The sequence below is a fragment of the Bradyrhizobium sp. Arg237L genome (assembly GCF_029990105.1).
GTDB lineage: Bacteria > Pseudomonadota > Alphaproteobacteria > Rhizobiales > Xanthobacteraceae > Bradyrhizobium.
In genome coordinates this window covers 21,511-48,445 of record NZ_JAQMIL010000068.1, presented here as the reverse complement: position 1 = coordinate 48,445, position 26,935 = coordinate 21,511, and the positions used below count along the sequence as shown (strand labels likewise).

Genomic DNA, 26,935 nt, shown 5'->3' with positions numbered 1-26,935 from the left:
GGCCGTCATCGAATTTTCGGTAGTCCGTATTCTCCACAAGCTCTCGCCGGAACTGAGCTTCATGAAAACCACCAATAGGAATTCCCACCCGCGTCAGAATGGCGCGCAAGCATTTCGCAGCCCAAGCCGCAACGGGCATCTTTCGGCTGCCTTTCTTGATGGCATGATCAAGATGGTCGCCGGTCCATGCAGGGAGCGGGCCTTCGACAGGCAACTCATCTGAACGGAGCGTCCGCAGGAGCTCCTGTATGAGTTCCACGAACGAAGTCGGATCATCGCACGGAACGACGATAAGAGAAAAGATGACGCCGTTCTTGGCGCTGATCGGCGCAAATCGGCACGAAAGACCCGTGAGATCGGCTGTTACTCCCACGGGCGCGCGCGGAAAGCTGTAGTCGCCTTGCTTGAGTTTGCGCTCTGCCCAGGCGAGTCCTCCACCGGCAAACATCGCGTAGGTGACGTTCGAAGAGGGCGCGAAACGGCTACCAGGACGTCCAAATGCTGAGCTCGAATGTCCGCGATAGGAATCACCGCAATGCGCAACGTGAGACCCAATGCGTCTTCAGCCCAAGCGGCGGTTTTTGCCAATGTATCCTTGGTGATGGACGAATAGGCGCTGGGCGCGGCGAAGCTCGCGCCATCTCCTCCGAACGTGGACGGAAACTGTAGGTCGGGTAGTGCATTGCTCACGGCGGCAAGAACCGCCGCACCGACCGTATTCACCTCACGGTACCGCCCTTGTTCAATAGCTTCGGTGGAATGGCTGACGTCCGTAACAGCGATGGTCCAGTCATGAGGTAGAGGGCGATACCGATCTCGCCGCAGTACGTCATCAAAAGTGTCGAAGGGCACAAGCGCCTGATAGAAGCGGTCGTCTTCGCCCTCTTGGTCAACCCTTCTCTGGAAACGACCGACTTCGAAGGCTGGCTCTGATCCATCCACCATCATTTGCACTCCCTTCGGTCGTCGTCGGAGTTCAGGGTGAAGCTGCTAACTCACTAAGGGTCAGCAATCGCCAGTCTAACGTCAAAGCCCTAGACGGGATTTTTGCGGGAGCGTAGGCAGTCACCCGAGCTTCGCGGGTGGCCATGCGCTCGGGGTCAAGCTCTCCTGGTCGCCTCGAACAGGAACCATGAGCGACTTTCCGCCTCGTCGATCCAGTTTTCGATCAGGCTGGCGGTGGAGACATCGCCATGCTCGTCGCAGACGTTGTGGGTCTGCCGCATCCGCTGGCTAAGCGCCAGGTTATCTTCCTTCAGCTCGGCCAGCATGTCTTCGGGCGTGACGAAGCCAGCATCATTGTCCTCGATATGCTTCACTCTGGCGATGTGGCCGATCGAACGAATCGTTGTGCCGCCAATCTTGCGAGTTCTTTCCGCGATGTCGTCCGTCATCGCAAAAATCTGCGCGGCCTGCACATCAAGGAGGAGGTGATAATCCCGGAAATGCGGGCCTGATATGTGCCAATGGAAGTTCCTGGTCTTGACGTAGAGCGCGAACACGTCTGCCAGAAGCACAGTGAGCGCCGCCGAAATATGCTTGGTGGCATTGGAGCCGAGATTGCTCGGCGTGTCGAGTGGTGCCTCGCGGCGCTTTCGCGCGTCTTCCATACTCATTTTGATCCCTCCTTCAGGGTTCTACCTTAGGCCACGTCGGCTCGCGCCGGAGCTCCGGAGGTCCGCTTCAGATCCTCGACCAGCATCGCCACGGCGTGGCGCGCAAGCGCCTGAGTCGGGGCGTTGGTATTGCCGCTGGTGATGTTCGGCATGATCGAGGCATCGATCACCCGGAGGCCGTCGACCCCGCGAACCCTGAGCCTCGCGTCGACCACCGCTCGCGCATCCTGGCCCATCCGGCACGTGCCGACCGGGTGCCACATCGTCGTCACGACACGCTTCACCCATTCGCCGATCTCCGCATCCGACTGGACGTGTGGGCCGGGATCCATCTCTTCCTCGATCACCGGCGCCAACGACTCCTGGTCCATGACCTTGCGGATCGCGCGCACTGACTCCACCGCGGCCCTCAAGTCTTCCTCCTCGCCGATGAAGTTCGGGTTGATGAGAGGCATCGACGTTGGGTCGCTGTCGGCCAACCGCACCCAGCCGCGGCTCTTGGGCTGAAGCACCACGAGTTCGAAAGTGATGCCCGAGCGGTCGCCCGCCGGGCCGAGTTGCTCGGTCACGACGATAGGAGCGTGATAGCATTGGATCGTGGGTTCGGCGGAGAAGTCGGACGGATTCCAGTGAGTCACCGTCTCGATGCCGTTGCCCGACGCCGGGCCATCCTTGGTGACGAGATAACGCAAGCCCGCCTTCACGCTACCGAGGCCCTGCGCGGCAGCCTGATAGCCGAGATCGCCCTTTACATAGACACGGACCGGTACCATCGGGTGGTCTTGGAGATTTTCGCCCACCTCCGGAGAATCGACGATCACCGCGATACCATGCTGTCGCAGCTGCTCGGCTGACCCGATGCCAGAGTGCATGAGGATCGTCGGGCTATGGACGGCGCCAGCCGACAGCACAACTTCGTCGGCCGTGATCCTCTTCAGGCTCGTGTCCATGAACTCAACGCCGACAGCCCGCTTGTTCTCGACGATGATGCGAACGACGGTCTTGCCGGTGAGAAGGGTTACGCGGCCCGAGGTGAGGTGCGGACGCAGATAAGCGTCGACCGCGCTGCATCGGCGCTGATCTCCGACCGTCGACTGCACTGGCGAGACGCCGATCTGGCTCTTGCCGTTATAGTCGGGATTATAGAGAACCCCATATTCCTGGAACGCCTTGAGGCAATATTGGTTCAGCTTATTGATGCCCTTGGGCAACTGGACCGCCAGACCACCATCTATGCCGTGATATTCGTCGTGGAAGGTGTCGTTGTCTTCCTGCGCCATGAAGACGGGAAGCAGGTCTTCATACGACCATTTGCCGGTGTCGCCGACCGCGTCCTGCCACGCAGCGAAGTCGCGTATCTGACCACGGACGTAGCACATCGCATTGATCGAGGAGCCGCCGCCGAGTACCTTGCCTGAGCGATATGCGCGCTTTGTGCCGTGCTGGGGAACCGTCTCGTATTTCCAGACATGCCGGTCGTGGGCCAGCAGTTTGGCGAAGCCGGCCGGAATGTGGATGAACGGATCGCGATCCATGTCGCCCGCTTCGATCAGCGCGATCGACGCATCGGTGTGTTCGGCGAGATAACTCGCGACAACGCAGCCGGCCGCGCCCGCGCCGACAATGACAATATCGTAGGCTTCCTGGGACATCAGTGCCGTTTTTCTTTCATAGCATTTGTATCGTTCAATCAACGCCCGTCGCTGACGCAGCGCCATCGCGGCTCCTGATCCTGAGATTGATCGGACCATGCTTTTGAAGAGTGACCTTGCAACGCCGGCGAGGGAAATCACCTCTCGCCATCGAGTCGATAGACGATCGTTATCGTCGCTCCCCGAGGTCGCCCTGGCGACGTTCGCCTCACCGGCATCGGTGACGTACCAGAGCTGCGTCGCAGCGTTTCGCGAGACGTGCTCTCGCGCTCGACGAAACAAAAAACGCGGTCCGCGTGTCACACCGGCTCCGGCCGCGCCGTCATGACTCGGGACCAACACTACCGCTGTCGCCTAGCTGATCCGAACCCCGCACATACCCGCGATGATCGCGGCCGAGATAGCGGCGCTTATTGCCACGCCCGCGCCCCAAAGACGATTTGCGGCGCGTCGATTGACGCCATGCGCGATCAGCACCACTCGCAATCCCGACGTAAGATGGCTTAGGACAAAGAAGACGCCGAGCGCGTAATGAGGCAACAGCCGGATATTCCATGCGTCATGAATGAGCCCGGTCGGGGCTCCGATCGCGAAATTCCAATCGGTCGGTATACCGAGAAAGCTACGAGCGTAGATGAAAACGGAGTTCATGTGCCCGAGGATGTACAGCGAGAGGTAGGCCCCCGAGCCGACCTGAAATGTCCGATGGAGGCCCTGCGGGGCGGCACTCCAACGCCAGGCCAGAAACAGGCCGGTGCCGATCTGGAAAAGCATGGCCGCGACCAACAGCGGTTCACCCACGTCAGAGCGGTAGACGACGCGGCCGACCTTCATGACGGCCGCATGTGCGTCGGGGCCGATCAACCCAAACAAGTGATTGGCTAGATGGAACGCCACATATAGAAACAAGACCGCCGCCGTCATTCCGTGGACAATGCGCCAGCGCCCCACGGTCGGCCGCGTCGCAGCGACAGGATTGCCGGCGGTCTGTGACCAGATCGCGATTGCGAGCCAAAGCACGCACCACACGAGTTCGTCGGGGATGGGGCTATGAATCAGGGCCTGAACGACGCCAAGAAAAACGAAGAGCGTTGGGGTCGCTACGCCGGCATAGGCGAGCCGCCGCGCCCATGGATCGGCGTCGGACCGGCAAGCGAGCGCGAGCGCGAGAAACGGCACGACGAACGCCACGGCCAGGATCAAGGTCGCGGCGACAATTGCGAGAGGCGAAGGTATTGCGGCCTGCGTGCCAACGACGACATGAAAGGCGCGGAGTAGAAAAGGGTAGCAAATGGCCGCCGCCGCGGGAGCCAGCGCCGAATAGTCGAAGCGTGGCCCGATCACGGCGCTTCGGTCCCGCGGCTGAGCAAACGCGTTCATCTTAAACCCCGTAAATATCAGCCGCCCGATCCGGCGAGTGCTTGCGCCGTATTAGCCCTCCACCATCGGCGCTATCAAGAATGATCCCGGCCCCAGCCCCAAGCGCGCGGGTCCGTGACCGACGGCTGCAGACGAACATCGGCGACGTCTCGACGACGCCTTCGCAGCTTTCAGCCAGCTGCGCGCCTGCCCAATTCCGGACGCATCGCAACCGGCTCCTCAGGCGCGTTCAGGACCGACGTCGTGAGCAGGACTGCCGCAGCGAGGACCCAATAGTACCAGGCGTCGAGCCCTGCGAATTTGAAGGCAAACGGTGCAATGACAAAGACCACCCCGACGGCGCGATCGACCCAAAGGTGCAGCCAGTAGGGAATGATGTGGACGAGACCGGTGGGATGGTCGGTCAGGGCGGCCAAGAGCAGCGCGGCCACACCGACGACAACCGAAAGCCACATTGCGACCGGTCCGCTTTGGCCGAGCTTCAGCACGAACGGAGCTGCGATCAAGACGATCGCGACAGGATAGTCGATCAGGTAGGCGTGGATAGACTTGGTGATGAAGCGAAACGACATCGGAGACTCCTCTGCTTGGTTACTCGAGCGGGTCCTTGCGACGTGGAAAGTGCATCCACCCAAGAGGGCGATTTCGCGATCCTGTGATGGCAAGCACTCCGTCACGGGCCAGCCCGGTTAGACGAGCAGTAAGGGTACGCCGGCACGCCAACCATTAGAAATGCCCGGTCGTTATCGTTTCCATTCCACTCGCCCGGCGCCATGGAAGCGGGTTAGTTTGGCGCGTCGACCGCGAGTGTCCGAGGGCGGTGCTTCAGTATCCGGCTGTCGAGGTCAGGGAAGGCTTGGTAAGACAGCATTGTTCGCTTCATGCGTAGCGCATTTGGGTGGCTTTTGAACCGGCCGCAGTGAACGCATGCGCCGCATGCTCTCCCCGGACGTTAGACGCATTCCACGATTTCACGCCGTCCGAGCGACGACCGACCAGTCGCGAAGCCGCGTGACCTTGACGAAAGCGTCCAGCGCCGGCGAGTAGCGGCGCCCCTGCACAGCCAGTAGCCGCACCTCGCGCGAAACCGGGTCGCCTTCGAGCGGAATGGTCTTGAGCGTCGGAAGGCGCGGCATGTGCTCGGGCGCGAGTATCACGCCGAAGCCCGCGGCGGCCATGTGCTGCAGGTGCAAGTCGTGACCGCTGCAGTGGCCGAGGTTAGGCGGTTCCTCGGGGAAATACGACTGCTGGATCTTAGGGGCGACGTCGCATTCGACGCGCTCCAGCAAGACGGTCTCACGGAGGTCGTCGATGCTGATCGAGGGACGGTTTGCGAGCCGGTGTGTCGGCGCGAGAACCACGACGTAGCGTTCCTCGAACAGCGACCAGTCGTCGATACGGGCAGGCACGTCCCGCACGTCCCCGACCATTGCGGCGTTGATCTCCCCTTCAAGCAAGAGGTCGACGAGCTTCTCCGCCACGCCCTCGCGCAGCTCGACGTGAAGTCCGGGGATGCAGTTTGCGATCTCCGCGATCGGATCGAGGACGAGCGACGCTGAGATGGAAGGGGCCAGGCCAATCTTCAGTGGCGCAACCTCTTTGCGTTGGAACTCCTGGGCCCTGCGCCGCACCGCCTCTGCCGAGGCCACTGTGCGCTCCAGCATCGGAAGGACTTCCTTTCCGAGGTCGGTGAGTTGGGTCAGCTGGCGCTCGCGGTAGATCAACTGGCCGCCGAGTTCCTGCTCGAGCTTCTGCACCCCCTTGGTCAGGGCGGGCTGCGTGACATTGCACTGCTCGGCCGCGCGGGTGAAGTTGAGTGTGGACGCGACGGCGAGGAAGTAGCGAACCTGATGAAGCTCCATGGGTTGTTCTCCATCAGGTTGTTGCGAGCCCGGCGAGATTGACGAACCGATGCCTGTCGCGGCCGTCATGCAGCGCGCGACACAGCGCGGACATATGGACCGTGAGGTTGGCGGGCTCGACCAAGACATTGGGCCAAAATCGGGCCATCAAGTCCTGCTTGCTGGCCAATTCACCGCGGCGTTCAAGCAAAACAGTCAGGATCTCCAGGGCACGACTTCCGAGTGGCACGGGCTTCTCGCCTTCCAGCAAAAGAAGCTGCGTCGGAAGCAGGCGAAACGGTCCGGATGAAACTTTAGTTGGTGGAACAAAGAAGGCCTGGTCCGTATCCGGAGTTTGAGAAACACAATTTACGTCAAATCCCGGTTCGGGATGCGCCAAGCGACCAATTAATGCGCGCATTATAACCTCGCGTGCCTGGAAAGGCGGTTTTCCGAGGAGAGCCTTGTTGGACGCATTTTGATGGCTTGGAGCGCTGCGGTCGATTGCGCGGAGGTACTTGTAAGGTTCGCTTGTCGCTGCCTGTGCTAAGCGATCGCTTAGAAGTGAGGGCGCAAACCTCGCGCCCCGAATCCGTTGGCCGGATGTGCACCTAAGGAAGAGGATCAGCGGCGCAGAAAAATGCGGTGGACGCAATTTGCGAGTAGATGGCGCCCTCGCACGAAAACGCCGAGGACATGCCGTTCCGGCTCAGGGGTTCTGCGGGTGCTCTAGTCTTAGATTAAGAATGTCCGCCATCCGGCTGAGTTCGGGAAGCGAACGTGCCTTCATCTTCCGCATCAGGTTCACGCGATGCACCTTCACCGTGGATTCGGCGATGCCGATATCGTTGGCAATCTGTTTGTTTAGGCGACCGGCCACGACGCCGAGCATAACTTCACGCTCACGGGAGCTGAGCATGTCGAAGCGCTCCTTGAGCACAGCCAATGCGCTATCACTCTCTCGACGGGCGCGATCGCGAGCGAGGCCGGCCTCGATGGCGTCAAGCAGATCCTGATCACGGAATGGCTTTGTAAGGAACTCTATCGCACCGCCCTTCATCGCCTGCACGGTCATCGGCACGTCGGCGTGCGCCGTGATGAAGATGATCGGCACTTGCCTGTTTGCGGCGACAAGGTCGCGCTGAAGCTCAAGACCGCTTCGCCCCGGCATTCTCACGTCGAGCACCAGGCAAGTGGGACCGTCCGGCGGATCGGCCTTGAGAAACTCGGGAACAGACGAAAATTGTCGGGCAGGTAAACCGACTGTCCGCAACAGCCGCGCGACCGACTCGCGAAACTCGGGATCGTCATCGATAACCAAGACACAGGGATTTGCCTCACCCATTCTCGGTATCCTGCGTGGGGAAGCCCATTTTCCCCATTTCCGACGTCACTCTACGCACAATTGGTCAAGATGAACAGGTCTCTTTGTCTAAGCGGATAGCCGGAAGCCTAAGCCATCGCTTACGGGCGCGGTCATTGCATTATTGGGAAATGTCCCGGACACTAGAAATTGCATGCAGGCGCGAGGTATGCCGCCAGTGTAGTGGAGCGAGGAAGACGCCTGGAACCGGCAATGTTGAACCGAACACTGATAGCCATCGTCGACGATGATCAGCTCTATCGTGAGTCAATGCGAAAGCTCGTAGTGTTAATGGGCTACACTGTCGAGGCGTTTCCGTCAGCAGCCGATTTCCTGGCGTCACGCTTTTTGCCGGAAACCACCTGCTTGATCGCCGACGTTCACATGCCCGGAATGACTGGAGTCGAGCTGCACAGGCATTTGGTCGATGCAGGGTACGCGATCCCGACGATCCTCGTTACCGCCTACCCCGATGAGGTCGTCAAGGATCGGGCTCTAAAGGATGGGATTGTTTACTACCTCAGCAAGCCAGTGGACGACGACTATCTCGAGCGATGCCTGCGTTCGGCTCTGCAGCCGAGTACGCCGATTGAGGACAATTCATGAGTCGTTGTCCGCCGGCAGAGTGAACTGAAATACGGCGCCGCGAGGTTCGTTCGCTTCCGCCCACAACTTGCCCCCATGAGCATGGATAATGGAGCGGCATATCGACAACCCCATCCCTGTTCCACTGGACTTCGTGGTGTAAAAGGTGTCGAAGACTCGATCGAGATGCTGCGCATCAATGCCGGGCCCAGAATCGCGTACGGCTACGAGGGCGCCTGCCTGATCCTGCTCGGTGCTGATCAACAGCTCTCTTACCCCTTCCTCAACCGAGCCCATCGCTTCAGCCGCGTTCAGAATCAGGTTCAGCAAGACTTGTTGGAGCTGAATGCGATCTCCCAGAACCGGAACCACACCGTGCGCAAGCAGAGTCTGGACCGAGACGCCATTCCTGTGGATCACGCTTTGTGCCAGTAGAATCACTTCGTTGGTAGCCGAATTGAGATCAAAACGCTCCTTTCGCGGAGGCGCTTTCTTGATGTGATCACGCATCCGTCCGACGATATCCTTGGCTCGGTCCGTGTCCCTGACAACGCAAGCGAGCGCTTCCCTGGTCTCATCCAGATTTGGCGGATTCATTTCCAAAAAGCGCGTCCCTGCACGGGCGTTGTTGCGAGCGGTAGCGATCGGGTGCAAAATTTCATGAGACAGTGAGGCGGCCAATTCTCCCATCATGCTCACGCGGTTCATGTGGGCGAAATCCAACTCGAGCTGGCGCAGCTTTTCATGTTCGTCCTGTGCTCGCCTTCGTTCCGTCACATCGACGGTTGTGGTGATAACCTCACTCACCGTGCCCTGGGGGGAAAACACATGGTAGCTGGTTCCTTCGACCCATTTGATTGTTCCATCAGGTAGGAGGAGTCTGAACTCGGCCATGAAATCTCTTTTCTGGCGCACGGCCTCCTGAACCGCTCCCCACACTCTGTCGCGGTCCTCTGGGTGAATGCGTTCCCACATACTTTGTCGACTTGGAAGGCCCTGCAGCGGATCAAACCCCCAGATCCTGTAACTCCCGTCCGACCAATAGAGGTAACGCTTCGTTGTCGCGTTGTAGATCCAATTGCCGGTGCGGCTGAGTCTCTGTGCTTGGCTAAGCGCTTCCTCGACGCGCTTGCGCTCGGTCAGATCGAGGACGAACGCAAGGCCCTGGTCACCTCCTTCCTTGAACAACGCGGCGCCAATAAGCACAGGCACGCGGCTGCCGTCTTTCCGAAAATATTCTTGCTCGAAGGGCTGAAGCCTTCCAGTCGAGTTCAGTTCTTCCCAGGCACGTTTGTCGAGCTCGCGCCACTCCGGCGGGGTCAGCCCAGTCCGGTGCAGGCGCCCCCAGACCAGGTCCTCACGGTCATATCCCACGATGCGTAGAAACGCGTCATTAGCTTCGAGGATCCGCCCTTCGCGGTCGGCAATGAGGATCCCAATGATGTTGGCGTCGACCAAACGCCTAATCTTCCCTTCCCGGTCCGCGAGGTCGTCATAAAGCCGCGAATTTTCCAGCGAGATTGCCGCCTGCGACGCAAGCACATTCAACACTGTGACGCGGTCAGGTGTGAAAACGTGGGCCGTCAGGTTGTTTTCGAGGTAGAGTACACCGGCCAGTCTGCCCTGTTTGAGCAACGGCAGACAGAGAATTGAACGGGCGTGATGCTGATGAATGTACTTATCGGCGGAAAACGGGTTCGCGGCTGCGGCATCGTGGAGAAGAACGCTCTCTTTCGTCCGGATCACGTAGTGTAGGATGGACTCCGGCAGATCTGCAGCGGTTACACTTGCTTGTCGCTGACCGACGGTCACCGTATTATTGCTGGTCGTGACTTCCGCCTCAATCCGATACCCGTCACCTACCGCAAGGATCAACAGACCTCGCCCGGCACCCGCGTGCTCAATCGCTGTGCGCATCAGCGTGTCGATCAGTTTTTCTAGAACGATCTCGCCCGACACGGCTTGGGAGACTTTGATAACAGTAGCTAGATCCAGTTGTTCGACGGGTGCCCCGATCGTGCTTGTGGGGCCGACAACCGGCTTTTCCTCCCTGAGGTGCGGATACAACTCGTCGAGTTGGCGTACCTTGCCGTCGGCTCCCCAACGGATGTATGCGTACCGCGCGTCCTGCAGATAGGCATGCGCGATCTTCTTGAACCCGCGCGCGGCATAAAAGCGTGCGGCGACTTCGTTGGCGAGCGCCTCGTTGTGGACAAAGCCGTGCGTGTGTGCCGAGTGGATAGCGTGCTCGTAAAGATGTTCGGCATCAAGCGCGCGGCCTTCGATCCGGGCGATCTCCGCCCCGACGAGTGCGGCGCGGTTCTCGAAGTTATCCGGGCAAGCCGTCGCCCAGACCTCGAGCTGTCGGTAGTGCGCGGCTAGTGCCCTGACATGCTCCTGCCATTGGCCGGCCGCCGCGGACTCGCAGCATGCTGCTCTGGAGAGCGCGCTGTAAAAGTGATATTCCGCGCATTCGAAAAAAGACGCCGATGTCGGCTGCAGCTGTTGCGCCCTCAATGAGGCTTCGAGGGCACCCGCATAGTCGCCGGCAAAGAAGCGTGCCTGCAGCTTGCGGGTCCAATACGAGCCCTCGGCCAACGCCAGATCCGGGTTCCTGAAGAAACGGGACTCCAGTAGGCGTTCGTCAAACTGCCCATCGTCAAAGCAACCGAAAATCGGCGTCAAGCCGCGGAGTGTCCGAATCAGCCCAAGCTGGCCGGCTATGGAGTCAATCGCAAAACCGAACCGTATGTTCCGCGCGAACGCGAGACCATGCTCGACCTCGACTTGCACGTTATCGAGCGGATCGCCCGCCGCGAGAAGATACGTGTTCAGGTGGGTGTGATAGTACGCCGCAAAAGTGAGGTCACCGATCTGGTTTGCCGTCTCAAACGCACGCAGCAGCAGATCACGACCTTCCCGGACATGTCTCGTCCAGAACATGAGTAAATATCCAAAGTTCAAATAGGTCCTGGCCTGGAAGCGCTTTAGCCCGCGCTGTTCGACCAGCTCATAGCCGAGACGGCCGAATCGAAGTCCCGCCTGGTAGTCGCCGAATTCCGGTCCAGCAAGCCTGCCAAGCACTGCATAGGCGTAGCACGAGCCGTCACAATTGCCGCCCTCGAGGCTGAGATTGACTGCTCGACAGATGACCATCGAACGTAGTTTCGCATCCGTATAGTGTGCAGGCGGCCCGAGCTTCGTCAGGACGTCGAGCGTCGCGAGCGATGCGGCATTGCTCATCAAAGGCTGATCAATGAGGCTTTCTATCGTGCGGGAGCCGAGTTGGGACCAGATCCGCTCATACTCGCGCCGAGCCTCGTCTTCCGTCGGGTGCGGCGACCAGTCGATACCCAGGTGGCGGAGATAGTCGAGACCGACTGCGATCGCGCGGCTGCCCTGATCCAGGGTCGTGTAAAGATCCACCTGCAGGCACGTGACGCGGGCTCGTTCGATCGTCGTTGCGGCACGGGCCGACAGCACCGCCAGGCGCTGCTCGGCTTCCGCCAGTGCACCAGTGAGAAACTCACATTCGGCCCGGTGCAGCTCCAGCTCAAAGATCAGGTCGTGCTGGCGCTCCCAAGAGTCCCGTGGCAGCAGTGCCGCGCCGGAGAGCAGATAGTTCAGCGCCGAGGCATAGGCTGTCGAGGTCTTGGCGCGTCTACCTGCAATGAAATTCAACTCCGCGACCCGCTCAAGCTCTTCAATTGACGTGATGAGATGCGAGCCGCGGTTGAGCTGATTGACGATTTCGAAGATCGTCTCCTCCAGCTTCTCTGGAGGGGTCTGCGCTGCGAGCAGCATCCCTATTCGGAGATGGGCTTCGGCACGCGATTCCTCCGGGATCAAGGAGTAGACGGCTTCCTGGACACGATCGTGGAGAAACTTGTAGGAATCTTCCGAACGAAAGATCAGCCCTGCTCGCACCGCTTCCCAAAGCTGGCCATGCATCTCCTCGGCGGAGTCATGGTAAACGATCCGCAACATGGTGAACCCTGCGTCGTTGCCCAGGCAGGCGAGCTTCTGCAATGCGTTTCGAGTTTCGGCGGACAGGCGGTTCAGCTTCCCTACCATAAGGTCCACCACATTGTCGGTGTAACCTTTGGCGTGAATGCGATTCAGGTCCCAGCACCATCGAGCCTCGCCATAATCGAAAGTGAGCAATGCTTCGTCGGCGAGCGCAGAAATGAACTGAATAGCGAAAAACGGATTGCCGGTTGTCTTCTCGTGGATCAGCTGCGCCAGCGGCGTGATTCTCTCTGGTTCGCTGTGAACAGAATCCGCGATTAGTTGTCCCAAGTCTTCACAGGTTAGGGGTGCCAATACGATGTCTTGCAATATCGCTCCAGCTTGGCGCATCGCTTCGAGCTTGCGCATCAGCGGGTGGATGGGATCGACTTCGTTGTCGCGGTAAGCGCCAATCAACAATAGGTTCTGCACATCCGGCCGGGTCAACAGATCCTCGAGCAGATCGAGCGTTGCTGCATCGAGCCATTGGAGATCGTCGAGGAACAGGGCGAGCGGATGTTCCGGCCGCGCGAATACGCTGATAAATCGCCGGAACACCAGCTGAAAGCGGCCCTGTGCATCCTGTCGCGGCAGCTCGGGGACCGGCGGCTGTTCGCCGATGATGTGCTTCAATTCCGGGACGAGATCAACAATGAGCCGACCGTTCGGTTCGAGCGCCTCGAGCAGCGCCTCCCGCCATTGCCGCAGCTCCGCTTCGGTCTTGCTCAAAAGCGGGCGGATCAGGCTCTGCAAGGCCTGCGCAAGGGTGGCGTAGGGGATGTCGCGCTTGTATTGGTCAAACTTGCCCGATGCAAAAAAACCGCGGGGCAGAACAAGTGGCTTATGAAGCTCGTTGACGACCGCGGACTTGCCGATGCCGGAGTATCCGGAAACCAGCACCAACTCCGGCCTGCCGCCGGCGACGATACGGTCGAAGGAGGCAAGCAGGGTATCGATCTCGGCTGTCCGACCATACAATTTCTCGGGGATCAACAGCCGGTCCGGAGTGTCGTGTTCCCCGGGCGGGAATTCGTCGATATCGCCTCGGGTTTCCCATTCAGCAAGGCAACGCAGTAGATCGCTCTCGGCGCCTGCAGCCGTCTGGTAACGCTCCTCAGCAGTCTTGGCGAGCAGCTTCATAATGATCGCAGAGACGGAGGCTGGGAGGTTTTTTAACCGCTCGCTGGGCGGCGCCGGTGGTCTTGCAATATGGCAGTGCACCCATTCCATCGGATCGGCCGCCGTGAAGGGCAGAACGCCCGTGAGCATCTGGTACAGCGTGACGCCGAGGGCGTAGAGATCGCTGCGGGCGTCGACCGAACGGTTCATCCGCCCGGTTTGTTCGGGTGCCATGTAGGCAAGCGTACCGGCGATGGTCTCGGGCGGCTCGGGCGCCTGCCGCTCGCGGGACAGGCGCGATGCGATGCCAAACCCGGTGAGCCGCACGTGTCCATCCGCGCAGTCCACCACAATATTAGCTGGCTTGATGTCTTTGTGGATGAGCCCGCGCTGATGAAGCTTGCCCAGAGCCGAGCTAACAGCGATAGCAAGGCGCAAGAAGCGTCCTACCTCCATGGGCCCAACGAGCAAACGATCGAGCGGCTCCCCGCCCGGATCATCGAGCACCAGCGCGGTCCGACCGGCGTCGCGCATGAGGGCCAGCGGCCGCGCCGCCCATGCCCCGTCGAGCTCATCTTTCAGTTCGTATTCGTGCGTGAGGCGATCGAGTCTTGTCCGAGACGGGTGGTCGGCGGCAGGGGCAACAAGCAGTACGGCGAGGCGGTTGCCATTGTCGTCCAGTCGCCAGCCACGGCTGAACACGCGCTCGCCGTCCTCCCACAACACCTGAGAGCTACCATCCGAGTACGCGACGTTCAGCGGCTGCTGCACCATCTGTCAGACTCCGGCGTCGAGCTTCGGCTTGAAGTCGGCTGATCAAGCTCTTCGCGTGCCGCACGCGCGGCCCCTCTCCAGCCTGGAGAAATCGTACTCCATCGCCCGAGAAATGCCAGCCGCCCTCCATCTTGCCGGGTACGGCGGACGCGGATCCTCCTTCGTTTAGCAGCAATTTGGAGCGATTTACCCGCCCTGAGGGTGCCGAGACTCGAGCTGGAACTCAGCCATCCCGAGCGCCAGCTGACGCAGCTCACCGATCTTGGAACGGAAATCCTTCCGATGCTGGCGCGCATGCTGGCCTCGGCAGAGACGGTACGTCGTCGAGCCCAGGCGCGTTCCGCGCTCCTCAGTGTAACTGAGATAGTGTTCCGGCTTCATCGCGCATCGGCGCCGCCGCGACTCACTCCGCCGCGGCCGCGGTCGTCTGGGTTGGCTTGCCCTCGTTCTTGCCTTCCGCGAGGTTGCGCACCACCATGTAGAAGATCGGCGTGAAGATCAGGCCGAACAGCGTGACGCCGAGCATGCCGAAGAACACGGCGACGCCGACCGCCTGGCGCATCTCCGAGCCGGAACCGGTCGACACCACCAGGGGCAGCACGCCGAAAATGAAGGCGAACGACGTCATCAGGATCGGCCGCAGCCGCAACCGACAGGCCTCGATAACAGCCTCCAGCCGCGACCTGCCCTCGGCCTCGATGTCGCGCGCGAACTCGACGATCAGGATCGCGTTCTTGGCCGCAAGTCCCACCAGCACCACGAAGCCGATCTGGGTCAGGATGTTAACGTCCTGGCCCATGATGCGCACGCCGATGGTGGCCGCGAACAGGCACATCGGCACGATCAGGATCACCGCGAACGGCAGGCTCCAGCTGCCATATTGCGCCGCCAGCACCAGATAGACGAACAGCACGCAGATCGGGAACACATAGAGGCCGGCATTGCCACCCGTCACCTGTTGATAGGACAGATCGGTCCATTCGAAGGAAAAGCCGCTCGGCAATGTTTCGTCAGCCAGTTGCTTGATGGTGTTGAGCGCCGTCGTCGAGCTCACGCCCGGTGCCGGCTCACCCTGCAGCTCGGACGCCGAGTAGAGATTGTACCGCGCGACACGGTCGGGGCCCGAGATGTTCTTGAAGTCCACGACGCTGCCGAGCATCACCATGTCGCCGGCGGCGTTGCGGGTACGCAGCCGCGCGAGATCGGTGGTCTCCTTGCGGAACGGGAGATCGGCCTGTGCGGTGACGTGATAGGTGCGCCCGAACAAATTGAAGTCATTGACGTAGGTCGAGCCGAAATAGGTCTGGATGGTGTCATTGATGTTGGCGATCGGCACCCCAAGCTTCTGCGCCTTGACGCGATCGATGTCGACGAACAGCTGCGGCGTATTCGCCGTGAATGGCGAGAAGACCGAGGTCAGGTTTGGCGACTTCCGCGCGGCGGCGACGAGCTCGTCGGTCGCGGCCGCCAGCAGCTCAGGGCCGCGCCCCTGCCGATCCTGGACGCGGATGGTGAAGCCGCCGCTCGTGCCGATACCCGGCACCGCGGGCGGCGGAATGACGATGATGAAAGCGCCCTGGATCACCGACAGTCGCTTGCGCAATTCGGCCGTGATGGCATTCGCCGACAACCCCTTTTTCTGGCGGGCCTCCGGCTCATCGAACACCGGGAACAGCGCCGCCGCATTGCCGGACTGCGTGCGCGTCGCGCCGGAGAAGCCGGCAAAAGCCGCCACGCGAACGATGCCCGGCGTATCCAGCGCGATTCGCTCGATCTCGCGCACCACCGCAGTGGTCCGCGCCAGCGACGCGGCGCCTGGCAATTGCGCCGAGATGATGAGGTAACCGCGATCCTGCGCGGGAATAAAGCCCTGCGGGGTGGTAGCGATTAGCCAGCCGGCGCTGCCGATCAGCGCGAGATAGATCACAAGCATCACCACCGTATGCCGGATCACAACGTCGGCGGCGGCCGCGTAGCAGAGCGCCAGGCGATCGAAGATGTGGTTGAACAGCGCAGTAAAGCTGTCCCAGCCGCGCGCGATGATGTTCCAGCGCGCCGGCGGACGTTTCTCCTCGTGCGGAGTAAGGATCTGCGAGGCCAGTGCCGGCGACAGCGTCAGCGAGCAGAAGCAGGAGATCGCGGTCGCGACCGCGATGGTGACGGCGAATTGCTGGAAGAACTGTCCGGAAATGCCGCCGAGGAAGGCTGTCGGCACGAACACCGCGCACAGCACGAGTGCGATCGAGACCAGCGCGCCGCCGACCTCCTCCATGGTCTTGAGCGCCGCCTCGCGCCGGCTCATACCGTTCTGGAGATGTCGCTCGACATTCTCGACCACCACGATGGCGTCGTCGACCACGATGCCGACCGCGAGAACCAGACCGAACAGCGTCAAATTATTGATCGAGAATCCGAGCGCCGCCATCACCGCGAAGGTGCCGACCAGCGACACCGGGATCGCGATGATCGGGATGATCGCAGGCCGCCACCCCTGCAAAAACACCAGCACCACGATGACGACGAGCGCCATCGCCTCGTAGATCGTCTTGATCAGCTCATGGATCGATTGGGCGATGAATTCGGTGGGGTTGTAGCCGATATTGTAGTCGAGCCCCTTCGGGAAGCTCGTCTTGAGCTGCGCCATCGTGTCGGAGATATGCTTCGCGGTGGCGAGCGCGTTCGATCCGGGCCGTTGCGTCACCACCATTGCGACGGCCGACTTGCGCAGGATGAAGCTGTTGGTGGTGTAGGACAGCGCGCCGAGCTCGACGCGAGCGACGTCGCGCAGTCGCACGGTACGGCCGTCGGAGCCGGCCTTCACCACGATGTCCTCGAACTGCCTGGGATCCTTGAGGCGGCCGGTGAAGACGAGGTTCGGCTGGAATGCGCGATCGGCGATCGGCGGCTCGGCGATCTGTCCGCCGGTGATCTGCAGGTTCTGGGCGCGGATCGCGGCCACCACCTCGCTCGATGTCAGACCGACATCGGCGATCCGGTCGGGATCGAGCCACAACCGCATCGAGTAGTCGCGCGCGCCGAACATCTGGATGTCGCCGACGCCGTCGAGCCGCAAAAGCTGATCGCGGACCTGCAGCAGCGTGTAGTTGGAGATGTAGAGCTGATCGAACGTGTCGTCGGGCGACAGCATGAACACGACCATCAGGATGTCCGGACTGTTCTTGCGCGTGGTCACGCCGTTGCGCTGCACCTCTTCCGGCAGCCGCGGCTGCGCGATCGCGACACGGTTCTGCACCAGCACCTGGGCGGTGTCGAGGTTGGTGCCGAGCTTGAAGGTGACGGTGATGGTGAGCTGGCCGTCTGAGGTCGCCTGGCTGTAGAGATACAGCATGTCCTCGACGCCGTTGATCTCCTGCTCGATCGGGGCGGCGACGGTGTCGGAGACGGTCTGCGCCGAGGCGCCCGGATATTGCGTGGTGACGGTAACGGTCGGCGGCACCACTTGCGGATATTCCGAGACCGGCAACGTCCGGTAGGCGACCGCGCCGACGATCAAGAGCACGATCGACAGCACCATCGCCAGGATGGGCTGGTTGATGGAGAGCCTGCCGAGATTCATGGCTTGGCACCTGCCGCGGGCTGGCCGCCTGCTGGCGGCCTATCCCCTGCCGGGGGTTTGACCATTTGCGGCGTCACCTTGGCGCCGACGCGGGCGCGCTGCAGCCCGTCGACGATCACGTGATCCTCGGCCTTGAGACCCTCGCGGATCACGCGCAGGCCCTCATCAAGCGGTCCGAGCACCACCGGCCTTGCCGCCACCGTATTGTCGTCCTTGACCGCGAACACGATCTTGCGCGACTGGTCGGTGGCAACAGCCGTGTCGGGCAGGAGCAGCGCCTCGTAGGGTGACGAGCCGATGATCCTGACGCGACCAAATTGCCCCGGCAGGATCGAGAGATCCTTGTTCGGAACCACCGCGCGGCTACGCAGCGTCGCGGTCGAGATGTCCAGTCGATTGTCGAGAAAGTCCATCTTCCCCTCATGCGAGGGCTTTGTCTCGCCGGTCAGCGTCACCTGCACGGGATTTGACGTATCGCGCGAACTCGGCCGCTTGCCTTCGAACCACAGCTTGCTGTTGCGCTGATAGGTCGCCTCGTCGACGTCGAAATAGATGTAGATCGGATCGAGCGACACGATCGAGGTGAGCAACGTCGCGCCGCTATCGGCGCCCTGCACGAGGTTGCCCGGGGTCACCAGATGGCGACTGACGCGGCCGGTGATCGGCGCCAGCACGTGGGTGAATTCGACATTGAGCTGCGCGGCCTTCAGTGCACCCTCGGCCTGCGTCTCGGCCGCATAAGCCGCCTGCAAGGCCTGACGGCGCTGATCGACGACCTGTACGGAAACTGCGCTAGTCTGGACCAGGTTCAGCCCACGGTCGAGTTCACGCTTGGCTAGCTCTGCCTTGGCCCGCGCGTCGTCGAGTTGGCCCTGGGCCTGCGACGCGACCGCCTCGAACGGGCGCGGATCGATGATGTAGAGCAGATCGCCCGCATGGACGATCGCACCGTCCTTGAACTCGACGCTGTTGACGAAGCCGCCGACGCGGGCGCGGACCTGGACCTCCTCGATCGCCTCGAAGCGGCCGGTGAACTCGTCCCAGTCGGTGACCGTACGCTTGACCGGTTGCGCGACTGTCACCGGAGGCGGCGGAGGCGCGGCCGCCTGCGATTGCGCCTTCTCGTCGCAGCCAGCGAGCGCCAGCGCGAACAGCAGACCGATCGGCGCGCCGCCGCATCGAAGGCGACGAAACGAACCGCGCGCCGGAGCCGGAGGCTCGGTTCTGCCAGTCGTACTCACTTCCGTCTCTCCAAGGACCTAGAATGTTGCAATTGAATTGGACAGGTCGCACGGCTACCGTCGGCCGGTCTCAATAAAGGCGGCAGCATTCGCACCGCCGTTCCGATGCCGATCTCGAACTTGATTTCGATGGCGCTGTCGCTCTCTCGGACAAATCCCTGAACCTAACCGAGACTCGAACCTTGGCCCAACCGGCTTCGTCGTCAAACTGGAGTCGAACGCACTTGCCAAAACACTTCTCGTAATGTCAGCGTGCCCAAGGGCGCGACGATTTCAATTACGTCGTTGCTTTGCATATCGACCCACTGCCTTTTAATCTTCCATCGTGTTCCGCGTGTCGATCGCGGAACCGCAAGTTTCGGCTCGACGATGCTTTGGAGAATGACCTTGCAAAGCCGGCGACGGAAATCACCTCTCGCCATGGAGTCGATAAACAGTCGTTATTGTCGCTCGCCGCGCGAGCGTGACGCCGTAGCGAGGAATGCCACAATCCGCAGAGCACTCGAAACCGCGACGTTTTCATTCTGCAGAGACTTCTAAGTCGCGTTCAGTCGCGGCGTCGTCGCCTCGGGCCTCAATAGTGTGGGGGCCGAGTTGGAAAGCGGTGCGCTCGTTCGCATTCTGTCCGACTGGGACTTCGGCTCGCTGGAAGTCAATGCATTGTTCGTGAACGGAAACACCATCAAGCCCGCTACACGCGTTCACGGATTTGCTCACCGGGACTTCGACACTGACTTCACGGAGCATTCCTGGCGGTTATGGACATGATAGCTTTACCCGAATGGTCGCCGGATTTACTTGCTGAACGCACTGGCTGGAGCGGACGCAGCACTGAGAGCTCGCACGAACGCTAAGAATTATTTTGCGCTGCCACTGGCGTACACACTCGTCGAAGCCGGTGGATCAATCATTCGAACGATCGGGACCTTATCATGACCAAGATCCGCGAAGTCGTCGTCGCAAGCGACCCCACCAATCATGGCGCGCTGGTTGGCCATGTCGGCGAATCTCGGTTTCCTGTCGGCGGCCCAGATGGCGGCGGCCACATTTCTTCCGGTCCCAATCCTTACGACCTTCTCAGCGCGTCTCTCGCCGCATGCACCGCTATGAGCGTTCGTTTTCAGGCTCGGCGCCAGAAACTACCGCTGGAGCGGGTGGAGGTGGGCGTCAGCTTCCACCACGGCGCCCAGGGCGAAAGAGATTCGTTCGAGCGCACCCTCGTGCTGGGGGGAGAACTCGACGCGCAGCAGCGCGCATTCTTGCTGGAAGCCGCAAACCTCTGTCCCGTAGGCCAAATTCTCGGCATTAGTGCGGATATTACCACACGCCTGGACGTTACAACTCCCGGCCACAACGAAAGCCCTCAGGCCAGCTACGAGGATGATCTGGCACAACTCCCGATCCCGAATATCACTCCGGATTGAGCGTCTCTCGTGCAGTCGATCACTGCACCCGGGGTACCGCGGCCAATCATACCCGCAGGGTCTCCAGTTCGGTGAACCCGCGACGCCTCGCGGGGCATTCGCTCCGCGGCTCACCGCTGGCGGGCTTTGATCTTTCGCGTCGATGGCATCGATTCCATAGCCACGGGTCATTGGACCATCGACTTTCACGATCGTACTTTTGCTCGTCTGCAAGAGAACTCGAAAGATGACGACACACCACACACAGGGAGGTGGATGATGAAGGCAATCGTCGTAACGGACCAGGCTGCGGGAACTGCCGGGATGAGGCTCGTGGAGCGGCCCGAGCCGCAAGCGGCGATCAACGACGTCGTCGTTCAAGTTCATGCGTCGGGATTCGTCCCTACTGAGCTGACGTGGCCCTCGACATGGACCGACCGCCTCGACCGTGACCGGACACCGTCGATCCCCGGCCACGAGCTGGCCGGGGTAGTCACCGCTCTCGGCTATGGCACAACGGGGCTGTCGGTGGGACAGCGAGTGTTCGGCCTCGCCGACTGGTATCGCGACGGCACCCTGGCGGAGTATGTAGCAATGGAGGCGCGCAACCTCGCGCCGCTCCCGGGTGACGTCGACTTCGCGGTGGGCGCGAGTCTGCCAATCTCGGGCCTCACCGCGTGGCAGGGACTGTTCCAGCACGGCCGCCTTCAGGCGGGGCAGAGCGTCCTCGTGCACGGCGCGGCCGGCGCAGTCGGGTCCATGGTGACGCAACTCGCACAATTGGGCGGCGCCTACGTCATCGGCACCGGACGTGCCGCTGATCGTCAGAAGGCGCTCGAGTTCGGCGCGCGCGAATTCGTCGACCTCGAGAACGACGTCCTCGAGGACATCGGCGAAGTCGATCTGGTGTTCGATGTCATCGGCGGCGACATCGGGAAGCGTTCCGCCCGCCTGATTCGAGCTGGAGGAACACTGGTGTCCATCGTCGGGCCGAGCGAGGCGCGGCCCGCCGACGGCTTGGCGGTCGACTTCGTCGTTGAGTCCGATCGTGCCCAACTGAGTAAGATCGTCGAGCGGCTGCGGGACGGACGACTGCGGACGAACATCGGCAACGTCTCGACCCTCGACGATGCCGTCGCTGCCTTCAATCCGACCAAGCGGATCAGCGGGAAGACGATCATCCGCGTTCGCCCGTGAACGACGCGCGCCTTCGATGCACGCGGCCGGCTGCGTCATATCCTTCGGCGCAGCTGCGATGATCTATGAGGCCCGCTCGCTAGGCCTGGGTTCGACGCCGATGATCGGTTTCGATGCCGAAGTAGTGCACCGCGAGTTCGGACTGGCTGAGGACGAAGTACCGGTCATGCTGTTGTCAATAGGGGAGCGTCCGGGAAACTGGCCGCAGAGGCCGTGCCGTCCGGTCGCCGATGTGCTGGATCTCGTATAATTCTGTTTGTAAAACCAATAAGTTGGGGAGACTACGATGCCAAGATGTGCCGCTCTAAGGTCGGAGCAGGTGCCGGCCGATTCGAAACCGACCCTCGATATGTTCACCAAGAACATCGGGTTCACCCCAAATATGATGGCGACCTTCGCGGCAAGCCCGATCGCCTTCAACTCATGGGCCACCCTGCTCGGCTCCATGAGCAAGACGCTCGACGTGAAGACGCGTGACAGCATCGGCCTCGCTGTCTCCGAAGTGAATGGCTGCGACTACTGCCTGACGGTTCACAGCTTTACGGCCGATCATATGGCCAAGCTGCCGGCCAATGAAATCATTCTCGCTCGGAAGGGCCATGCCAGCGACCCGAAGCGGGACGCCGCCATCCGGTTTGCGCGCAAAGTGATCGATACCCGCGGCAAGGTCAGTGACGCCGATCTGAAAGCCGTCCGCGATGCCGGCTACACGGATGCGAACGTCATGGAGATCGTCGCGCTGGTTGCCATGTACTCCCTGACGAACTTTTTCAATAACGTGTTCGATCCCGAGAAGGACTTTCCCGTCGTCGCGCCTGCTGGCTCGATCTGAACTCTATGCGGTCGCATCGACCATCTCCTAGGGTGCTCGGAGCATTGCAAGGCAACCACTACTTCCCTCCCGAGTCCGTCAATACGGCAGTCGTCATCACCCGGATTTCCGTCCAAATAAGATGTATTCAGCCGGCACATAAATGGACCGCAATTCGACGATCGGCTGTTCAGTAGCGAATGAGTCCGAACAGGCCGAATAGGCCCTCCGCGTGCTGCCAAGCCTCGGCTACCCTTCATCCGCCAGGGTGGACGAGCCGCTCGAGGCTCTCCGCAGTATATTTTCGGGAGCTCTCAGTGTGCATGGTTTCCGACGTTCTCAAATGGAACGTCCGCCCACAGAGTGTAACGCGCTGATCCTGTAGATTCTTGCCTGGCGCAGCCAGTAGGTTATTTGACGGGCGTGGTCAGCACTTTGTCATTGGTGTCGAGGACGAAGACAGCGAGCAGCTTTGCCGGCTCTGACTTGCTCGCGTTGCGGCTGATCGAATGGGTCGCGCCCGGCGGTTCGGACCAGCTGTCGCCTGCCCGATAAATGCGCGTCTCGCCGTCATTCATCTTCGACTCGATCGCGCCCGAAATCACATGGTCGTAGATGAAAGCCGACTTCGCGTGGGTGTGGGACGCGGAGGCTGCGTCGGAGGCGTAATCGACTTCCACGGCGATCAGCGATTTGCCGGGGATATTAGGAATTGCCTCCTCGAAGTTTTTCGTGACGGTTTGTCCTTCGCTATCATGGGCGTAGATCGGGCCGGCCATCGAGATGGCGAGGGCCGCGCCGCTGGTGGCGATGATGGTTCGGATCTTCATGGGCTTTCTCCTTCCATCTATAGGTCTTCGTTCTTCATTGTTTCCTCCCGGCCTCGCGGGCCGGCTGATTACGGACACCGCACGGGTCAGTCTCGCGGGATGAAGTCGACGTGGGGCCCCGGCTCGATGATGAACACCGCGAGCGTGGCGAAAACGCAGGCGACCGCGGCGACCGCCATCGCCGCGTGGAATCCCGAGAACAGCTGAGGACCGCCCTGCTGCAGGACTCCGCCCAGCAGGGCGATGGCGAAGAGTGACCCGGCGCGAGACCGCGCTGTTGACGCCAGACGCGGTTCCGGCGCGACCGGGCTCGACGGAGGTGAGGACGAGGGTCGTCAATGGCGCGATCGCCAGGCTCATGCCCAGCGCCAGCAACAGGATGCTGGGGAAGATGTCTGCCCAATAGGTCGCGTTGGGGCCGATACGGAGCGCCATGGTGCATCCCGAGGCGACGACTGCGCCGCCGGCGAACAATGGCAAGCGCCGGCCGAACCGCCGGCAGAGCATACCGGCGAGCCGCGAGACGACCGTAATCAGCACTTGCAGGGGAATGAAGGCCAGGCCCGCCACCAGCGTCGGCCGGTGCGCGCCCCGGATCATCACGAACGGGATCAAGGTTAGCACGACCGTGAATGGCCCGTAGAGGAGCGCGGTGAAAAGGTTTGCGCCAACGACCGACCGCGAGGCGAAGAGGGACGGCAGCATCGCGTTGTCGCCTAATCGCCGTTGGCTCACGATGAGGCCGGCTAAGCCGCCCAGACCGACGATCAAGGTGACGAGCACCCAAAGGTTCGGACCGGAACCGTTGGTCAGGTTGGTCAGCCCCGCGCCCAGCCCGCTGAGCCCGACTGTCGAAAGGACCGCGCCACCGACGTCGACCCGGGCGTGGCTGGTCGGGGAGTCATTGGGTATTCACACGGCGCCGACGGCCAGCGCGCCGGCGACCACGGGCAGGAGCATCAGAAAGGTCGTCCGCCAGGACCCGTGATCGAGGATCGCACCGGCGATCGCGGGCGCGACGCCGCTGGCGACAGCCGCGGCGGCGGACCAGATGCCGACCGCACGGGCTTTCTTGTCGGCGGGAAAAGCCTGCCCAAGCACGGAAAGGCCGTTGGGCAGGATCACGGCTTCGCCCAAGCCTTGCAGGAAGCGGCCGACGATGAGCGGCGCGAAACTCGGCGCGAAACCAATCGCGGCCGCGCCCAGACCGTAGAGAGCGATCCCCCCGAGGAAGATCCGCTTCTGTCCGAACCGGTCACCCAAGGCGCCGGCGACCAAGGTCAGGGCCGCGAGCGGCAGGAGCTCGGCGTTCATCACCCACTGCAGGTCGAGCGGCGACAGGCGCATGTCTCGTCCAATCGCCGCGAGCGCGACCGTGACGACGGCGCTGCTGACGAACACGAGGCAGCCGCCCAGGCTCGACGCGGCGAGCACCTTGGTGCTGCCCTGCGCGCCGACGGCCTTAGGCTCGGAGAGCGCCAGGCCGCGGTCGGTCAGGATCAGGGACGCGCTGCTCACGACGCAATCCCTCAGGTGAGGAGGATCGCGCCCGATTCGAACAGCGCGAGCGGCGTGCCGCTCGGCCCGTCGGGGTCGTAGATTGCGGGAATGTTGCCGTTGGGGTTGAGCGCGAGAAAGGCCGGGTCGTGGCTTTCGTCCGCCAAGATGTCGATCCGGTGCGGCTTTGTGTCGACGTTAATGACCCAGGAGACCAGCCAGATTGCAAAGGCAACGACGATCGAGACGATCCAAAAGGCGACGTTGACCCACGAAGAGGACAGAATCCCTCGCCTCCCCAAGTTCATTACGGACGAACCCGGATGATCGTCTTCCCGCTGATCCGCTTGGTCGGATTGAAAGCAGCGACGGCATCGTCGAGGGTCGCGATGTTGCCGATGTTCGTCCACAGTCGTCCGTCCCGCACCCGCTGGACGATCTCACCCAGTTGGGCGCGATCGGGCGCGAGAACAAAGTCGATCGCCAAGCCGCCGGCGGGCCGCGCCTCGGTCGGCCCGGCGATGGTCACCAGCCTTCCTCCAGCTCGGATCAGCCCTGCGGACCGTTTCGCGATGTCGGCGCCGAAGACATCGAAAACCAGATCTACCGGGGCGACGTCTTCTAGGGCGTCGTTCTCGAGGGCGACGAACTCCTGCGCGCCGAAGTCGAGCGCCGTCTGACGGTGGACGGCGCGTCCGGTGCCGATGACGTAGGCGCCAGCCTCACGTGCGAGCTGGGTCACTATCGAACCGACTGCGCCGGCCGCGCCGTGCACGAGGACGCTCTGCCCCGCTTGAAGGCGACCGTGCTCGAACAGTCCCTGCCACGCGGTCAGGCCCGGCATCGCCACGCTCGCGCCCACCGTGAAGTCGACATCACCCGGTAGCGGCGCGAGGTTGCGCGCCTCGACGGCGACATACTCGGCCAAGGTGCCCCCGCGATACGAGTCCGTGAGGCCGAACACCCGCTGTCCCACCGACAGCTCCCTCGTGCCGTAGCCAAGGGCGGTGACCACTCCGGCCAGCTCCTGCCCGGGAATCACCGGCGCCCGGTCACGGCCGAGGCGATCGGTCCAGGTCGAGGGCCACGTCAGCTCGTCCCAGGTGAATCCCGACGCATGAACCTGAACGACGACGTCGTTGATCGCCGCCTGCGGCTCGGGCCGCTCCACGAGCCTCATCCCGGCCGTTCCCGCAGCCTGATCCGTTACGACGATCGCCTTCATGAATTGCCTCCTCGGATACTTGTCTCTTTGCTGGATATGTTCCAGCGATAAGAGCCCGTTCGACATCTCATGTGGTAGCTTCCGCGACAGTGGTATCCATTGATCGCAGCGCGAGACGAAATTTTCCAATAGCCGGCACGTATAGTTTCCATAGCAGCGCGGAATACTGCTGCGACGGTCCTCTCTGCCATTCGTAATCAAGGCAAGTGTGCAGGCCCCGCCGGCATCACGCCGCGCAGTGAGGCAATAGCGATCGTCTATCGATTCTATGGCGAGAGGTGATTTTCCTCGCCGGGGGTTCGACCACCACGATGTGAAACCGCTGTCAGAAGCACCTACAACCCAAAACGAGACTGCAAATGACCTCTCCTACAAACTCGAGACGGCGAGCTCGTCACCACGAGGCGCAGCGGTTTGTAGACACTTGCGGCCGCGGTGTTATCGATGCAGAGCCCTGCCCGCGAGAACTCGGCGGGAAGCGAGCCGCACCGGCGCATGGTGCTTGCTACTTGCGCGCTCGCATCCTCGATGGCGTTCATCGACCGGACAGCGCTGCCCGTTGCGGGCAGCGAAATATCGGCGATGCTGTAGTCGGCGCCCATCACCCAGTCGCGGCACGCGACCTTTCGTCGAGGACACCGAGCAGCCGCGCTGATTGTCTTGCGTAGGGGTCGCGCGGGCGATTGTCGGCGTCGAGTTGATGGACAAGGGCCTCGAGACGGTCATGGCGCGGCGAGTTAGTGCTGTCGGCCTGCACGGTCCATAGCTCGACGATCCTGATACACTCGGGCATTGGGCGCAGCCAAGCAGCTACGC

Annotated in this window: 23 protein-coding genes and 1 pseudogene; 7 read left to right on the top strand and 17 right to left on the bottom strand. The window is 61.7% G+C overall.

Annotated elements, in window-relative coordinates; genetic code table 11:
* Positions 1-61: 61 nt before the first annotated feature.
* A complete protein-coding gene (locus tag OZ411_RS32520) occupies positions 62-223 on the top strand; it encodes a hypothetical protein (protein ID WP_282531210.1) in 162 nt (53 codons plus the stop codon).
* 140 nt (positions 224-363) lie between these two features.
* Here OZ411_RS32520 and OZ411_RS32515 read toward each other — a convergent pair whose 3' ends face one another.
* From OZ411_RS32515 to OZ411_RS32500, 4 genes are all read right to left on the bottom strand, one after another.
* Positions 364-948 carry a DUF3095 family protein gene (locus tag OZ411_RS32515; RefSeq protein WP_130578695.1) on the bottom strand — a complete coding sequence of 195 codons (585 nt, stop codon included), beginning with the start codon at positions 946-948 and terminating at the stop codon, positions 364-366.
* A 152-nt stretch (positions 949-1,100) separates the two neighbouring features.
* Positions 1,101-1,616, bottom strand: coding sequence for a DNA starvation/stationary phase protection protein (locus tag OZ411_RS32510; protein WP_130578694.1), 516 nt, complete (start codon positions 1,614-1,616; stop codon positions 1,101-1,103).
* A gap of 26 nt (positions 1,617-1,642) precedes the next feature.
* Positions 1,643-3,268, bottom strand: coding sequence for a GMC family oxidoreductase N-terminal domain-containing protein (locus tag OZ411_RS32505; RefSeq protein WP_130578693.1), 1,626 nt, complete (start codon positions 3,266-3,268; stop codon positions 1,643-1,645).
* 354 nt (positions 3,269-3,622) lie between these two features.
* Complete coding sequence (locus tag OZ411_RS32500; RefSeq protein ID WP_282531209.1) at positions 3,623-4,192, bottom strand: hypothetical protein; 570 nt, start codon at positions 4,190-4,192, stop codon at positions 3,623-3,625.
* A gap of 126 nt (positions 4,193-4,318) precedes the next feature.
* Here OZ411_RS32500 and OZ411_RS32495 point away from each other — a divergent pair, with 126 nt between their 5' ends.
* Positions 4,319-4,546 carry a hypothetical protein gene (locus OZ411_RS32495; RefSeq protein ID WP_282531208.1) on the top strand — a complete coding sequence of 76 codons (228 nt, stop codon included), beginning with the start codon at positions 4,319-4,321 and terminating at the stop codon, positions 4,544-4,546.
* A gap of 272 nt (positions 4,547-4,818) precedes the next feature.
* Here the strand turns inward: OZ411_RS32495 and OZ411_RS32490 are convergent, their stop codons facing one another.
* The 4 genes from OZ411_RS32490 to OZ411_RS32475 form a co-directional block, all read right to left on the bottom strand.
* Positions 4,819-5,220: a hypothetical protein gene (locus OZ411_RS32490; protein WP_130578691.1), complete on the bottom strand. Its 402-nt coding sequence runs from the start codon at positions 5,218-5,220 to the stop codon at positions 4,819-4,821.
* Between the two features lie 399 nt (positions 5,221-5,619).
* Complete coding sequence (locus OZ411_RS32485; RefSeq protein ID WP_130578690.1) at positions 5,620-6,510, bottom strand: LysR family transcriptional regulator; 891 nt, start codon at positions 6,508-6,510, stop codon at positions 5,620-5,622.
* A gap of 13 nt (positions 6,511-6,523) precedes the next feature.
* Complete coding sequence (locus OZ411_RS32480) at positions 6,524-6,910, bottom strand: winged helix-turn-helix domain-containing protein (RefSeq protein WP_282531207.1); 387 nt, start codon at positions 6,908-6,910, stop codon at positions 6,524-6,526.
* A 288-nt stretch (positions 6,911-7,198) separates the two neighbouring features.
* Entirely contained in the window at positions 7,199-7,834 is a 636-nt protein-coding gene (locus tag OZ411_RS32475; protein ID WP_282531206.1) for a response regulator, read from the bottom strand.
* A gap of 231 nt (positions 7,835-8,065) precedes the next feature.
* Here OZ411_RS32475 and OZ411_RS32470 point away from each other — a divergent pair, with 231 nt between their 5' ends.
* Positions 8,066-8,458 carry a response regulator gene (locus OZ411_RS32470; RefSeq protein WP_130578687.1) on the top strand — a complete coding sequence of 131 codons (393 nt, stop codon included), beginning with the start codon at positions 8,066-8,068 and terminating at the stop codon, positions 8,456-8,458.
* Here OZ411_RS32470 and OZ411_RS32465 read toward each other — a convergent pair.
* The 3 genes from OZ411_RS32465 to OZ411_RS32455 all read right to left on the bottom strand — a co-directional run bounded on the left by OZ411_RS32465 (position 8,453) and on the right by OZ411_RS32455 (position 19,078).
* On the bottom strand, positions 8,453-14,338 hold the full coding sequence (locus OZ411_RS32465) for an AAA family ATPase (protein WP_282531205.1): 5,886 nt from the start codon (positions 14,336-14,338) through the stop codon (positions 8,453-8,455). The two genes, OZ411_RS32470 and OZ411_RS32465, sit on opposite strands and share 6 nt — an antisense overlap.
* A gap of 403 nt (positions 14,339-14,741) precedes the next feature.
* Positions 14,742-17,915 carry a multidrug efflux RND transporter permease subunit gene (locus tag OZ411_RS32460; RefSeq protein ID WP_282531204.1) on the bottom strand — a complete coding sequence of 1,058 codons (3,174 nt, stop codon included), beginning with the start codon at positions 17,913-17,915 and terminating at the stop codon, positions 14,742-14,744.
* On the bottom strand, positions 17,912-19,078 hold the full coding sequence (locus tag OZ411_RS32455; protein WP_282531213.1) for an efflux RND transporter periplasmic adaptor subunit: 1,167 nt from the start codon (positions 19,076-19,078) through the stop codon (positions 17,912-17,914). The genes OZ411_RS32460 and OZ411_RS32455 overlap by 4 nt, the downstream gene beginning before the upstream one ends.
* A 1,010-nt stretch (positions 19,079-20,088) precedes the next feature.
* Between OZ411_RS32455 and OZ411_RS32450 the strand changes: the two genes are divergently transcribed.
* The 4 genes from OZ411_RS32450 (at position 20,089) to OZ411_RS32435 (ending at position 22,588) form a co-directional block, all read left to right on the top strand.
* Positions 20,089-20,580, top strand: coding sequence for an OsmC family protein (locus tag OZ411_RS32450; protein WP_130578685.1), 492 nt, complete (start codon positions 20,089-20,091; stop codon positions 20,578-20,580).
* Between the two features lie 258 nt (positions 20,581-20,838).
* Positions 20,839-21,756: an NADP-dependent oxidoreductase gene (locus OZ411_RS32445; protein WP_282531203.1), complete on the top strand. Its 918-nt coding sequence runs from the start codon at positions 20,839-20,841 to the stop codon at positions 21,754-21,756.
* 16 nt (positions 21,757-21,772) lie between these two features.
* A complete protein-coding gene (locus OZ411_RS32440) occupies positions 21,773-22,006 on the top strand; it encodes a nitroreductase family protein (RefSeq protein ID WP_349017052.1) in 234 nt (77 codons plus the stop codon).
* A gap of 36 nt (positions 22,007-22,042) precedes the next feature.
* A complete protein-coding gene (locus OZ411_RS32435) occupies positions 22,043-22,588 on the top strand; it encodes a carboxymuconolactone decarboxylase family protein (protein ID WP_130578683.1) in 546 nt (181 codons plus the stop codon).
* 389 nt (positions 22,589-22,977) lie between these two features.
* Here OZ411_RS32435 and OZ411_RS32430 read toward each other — a convergent pair whose 3' ends face one another.
* The 6 genes and pseudogenes from OZ411_RS32430 to OZ411_RS32405 form a co-directional block, all read right to left on the bottom strand.
* Entirely contained in the window at positions 22,978-23,397 is a 420-nt protein-coding gene (locus OZ411_RS32430) for a cupin domain-containing protein (RefSeq protein WP_130578704.1), read from the bottom strand.
* A 912-nt stretch (positions 23,398-24,309) separates the two neighbouring features.
* Positions 24,310-24,915, bottom strand: coding sequence for an MFS transporter (locus OZ411_RS32425; RefSeq protein WP_165421101.1), 606 nt, complete (start codon positions 24,913-24,915; stop codon positions 24,310-24,312).
* A gap of 17 nt (positions 24,916-24,932) precedes the next feature.
* Positions 24,933-25,202: pseudogene (locus OZ411_RS32420) on the bottom strand (hypothetical protein); the annotation flags it as partial.
* Positions 25,202-26,119, bottom strand: coding sequence for an NADP-dependent oxidoreductase (locus OZ411_RS32415; protein WP_282531202.1), 918 nt, complete (start codon positions 26,117-26,119; stop codon positions 25,202-25,204). The gene OZ411_RS32415 and the pseudogene OZ411_RS32420, both read right to left, overlap by 1 nt.
* Before the next feature lie 335 nt (positions 26,120-26,454).
* Positions 26,455-26,721: a hypothetical protein gene (locus OZ411_RS32410; protein ID WP_282531201.1), complete on the bottom strand. Its 267-nt coding sequence runs from the start codon at positions 26,719-26,721 to the stop codon at positions 26,455-26,457.
* On the bottom strand, positions 26,721-26,912 hold the full coding sequence (locus tag OZ411_RS32405; RefSeq protein WP_207234456.1) for a hypothetical protein: 192 nt from the start codon (positions 26,910-26,912) through the stop codon (positions 26,721-26,723). The genes OZ411_RS32410 and OZ411_RS32405 overlap by 1 nt, the downstream gene beginning before the upstream one ends.
* Positions 26,913-26,935: the final 23 nt, after the last annotated feature.

Excerpts from the sequence above, each read along its gene's own strand:
- OZ411_RS32515 (WP_130578695.1), bottom strand. The coding sequence starts at position 948 with ATGATGGTGGATGGATCAGAGCCAGCCTTCGAAGTCGGTCGTTTCCAG.
- OZ411_RS32405 (WP_207234456.1), bottom strand. The coding sequence starts at position 26,912 with ATGCCCGAGTGTATCAGGATCGTCGAGCTATGGACCGTGCAGGCCGAC.
- OZ411_RS32440 (WP_349017052.1), top strand. The coding sequence starts at position 21,773 with ATGCACGCGGCCGGCTGCGTCATATCCTTCGGCGCAGCTGCGATGATC.
- OZ411_RS32415 (WP_282531202.1), bottom strand. The coding sequence starts at position 26,119 with ATGAAGGCGATCGTCGTAACGGATCAGGCTGCGGGAACGGCCGGGATG.
- OZ411_RS32410 (WP_282531201.1), bottom strand. The coding sequence starts at position 26,721 with ATGGGCGCCGACTACAGCATCGCCGATATTTCGCTGCCCGCAACGGGC.
- OZ411_RS32485 (WP_130578690.1), bottom strand. The coding sequence starts at position 6,510 with ATGGAGCTTCATCAGGTTCGCTACTTCCTCGCCGTCGCGTCCACACTC.
- OZ411_RS32495 (WP_282531208.1), top strand. The coding sequence starts at position 4,319 with ATGAATCAGGGCCTGAACGACGCCAAGAAAAACGAAGAGCGTTGGGGT.
- OZ411_RS32435 (WP_130578683.1), top strand. The coding sequence starts at position 22,043 with ATGCCAAGATGTGCCGCTCTAAGGTCGGAGCAGGTGCCGGCCGATTCG.
- OZ411_RS32480 (WP_282531207.1), bottom strand. The coding sequence starts at position 6,910 with ATGCGCGCATTAATTGGTCGCTTGGCGCATCCCGAACCGGGATTTGAC.
- OZ411_RS32470 (WP_130578687.1), top strand. The coding sequence starts at position 8,066 with ATGTTGAACCGAACACTGATAGCCATCGTCGACGATGATCAGCTCTAT.
- OZ411_RS32465 (WP_282531205.1), bottom strand. The coding sequence starts at position 14,338 with ATGGTGCAGCAGCCGCTGAACGTCGCGTACTCGGATGGTAGCTCTCAG.
- OZ411_RS32430 (WP_130578704.1), bottom strand. The coding sequence starts at position 23,397 with ATGAAGATCCGAACCATCATCGCCACCAGCGGCGCGGCCCTCGCCATC.
- OZ411_RS32505 (WP_130578693.1), bottom strand. The coding sequence starts at position 3,268 with ATGTCCCAGGAAGCCTACGATATTGTCATTGTCGGCGCGGGCGCGGCC.
- OZ411_RS32475 (WP_282531206.1), bottom strand. The coding sequence starts at position 7,834 with ATGGGTGAGGCAAATCCCTGTGTCTTGGTTATCGATGACGATCCCGAG.
- OZ411_RS32510 (WP_130578694.1), bottom strand. The coding sequence starts at position 1,616 with ATGAGTATGGAAGACGCGCGAAAGCGCCGCGAGGCACCACTCGACACG.
- OZ411_RS32500 (WP_282531209.1), bottom strand. The coding sequence starts at position 4,192 with ATGACGGCGGCGGTCTTGTTTCTATATGTGGCGTTCCATCTAGCCAAT.
- OZ411_RS32460 (WP_282531204.1), bottom strand. The coding sequence starts at position 17,915 with ATGAATCTCGGCAGGCTCTCCATCAACCAGCCCATCCTGGCGATGGTG.
- OZ411_RS32450 (WP_130578685.1), top strand. The coding sequence starts at position 20,089 with ATGACCAAGATCCGCGAAGTCGTCGTCGCAAGCGACCCCACCAATCAT.
- OZ411_RS32520 (WP_282531210.1), top strand. The coding sequence starts at position 62 with ATGAAAACCACCAATAGGAATTCCCACCCGCGTCAGAATGGCGCGCAA.
- OZ411_RS32490 (WP_130578691.1), bottom strand. The coding sequence starts at position 5,220 with ATGTCGTTTCGCTTCATCACCAAGTCTATCCACGCCTACCTGATCGAC.
- OZ411_RS32445 (WP_282531203.1), top strand. The coding sequence starts at position 20,839 with ATGAAGGCAATCGTCGTAACGGACCAGGCTGCGGGAACTGCCGGGATG.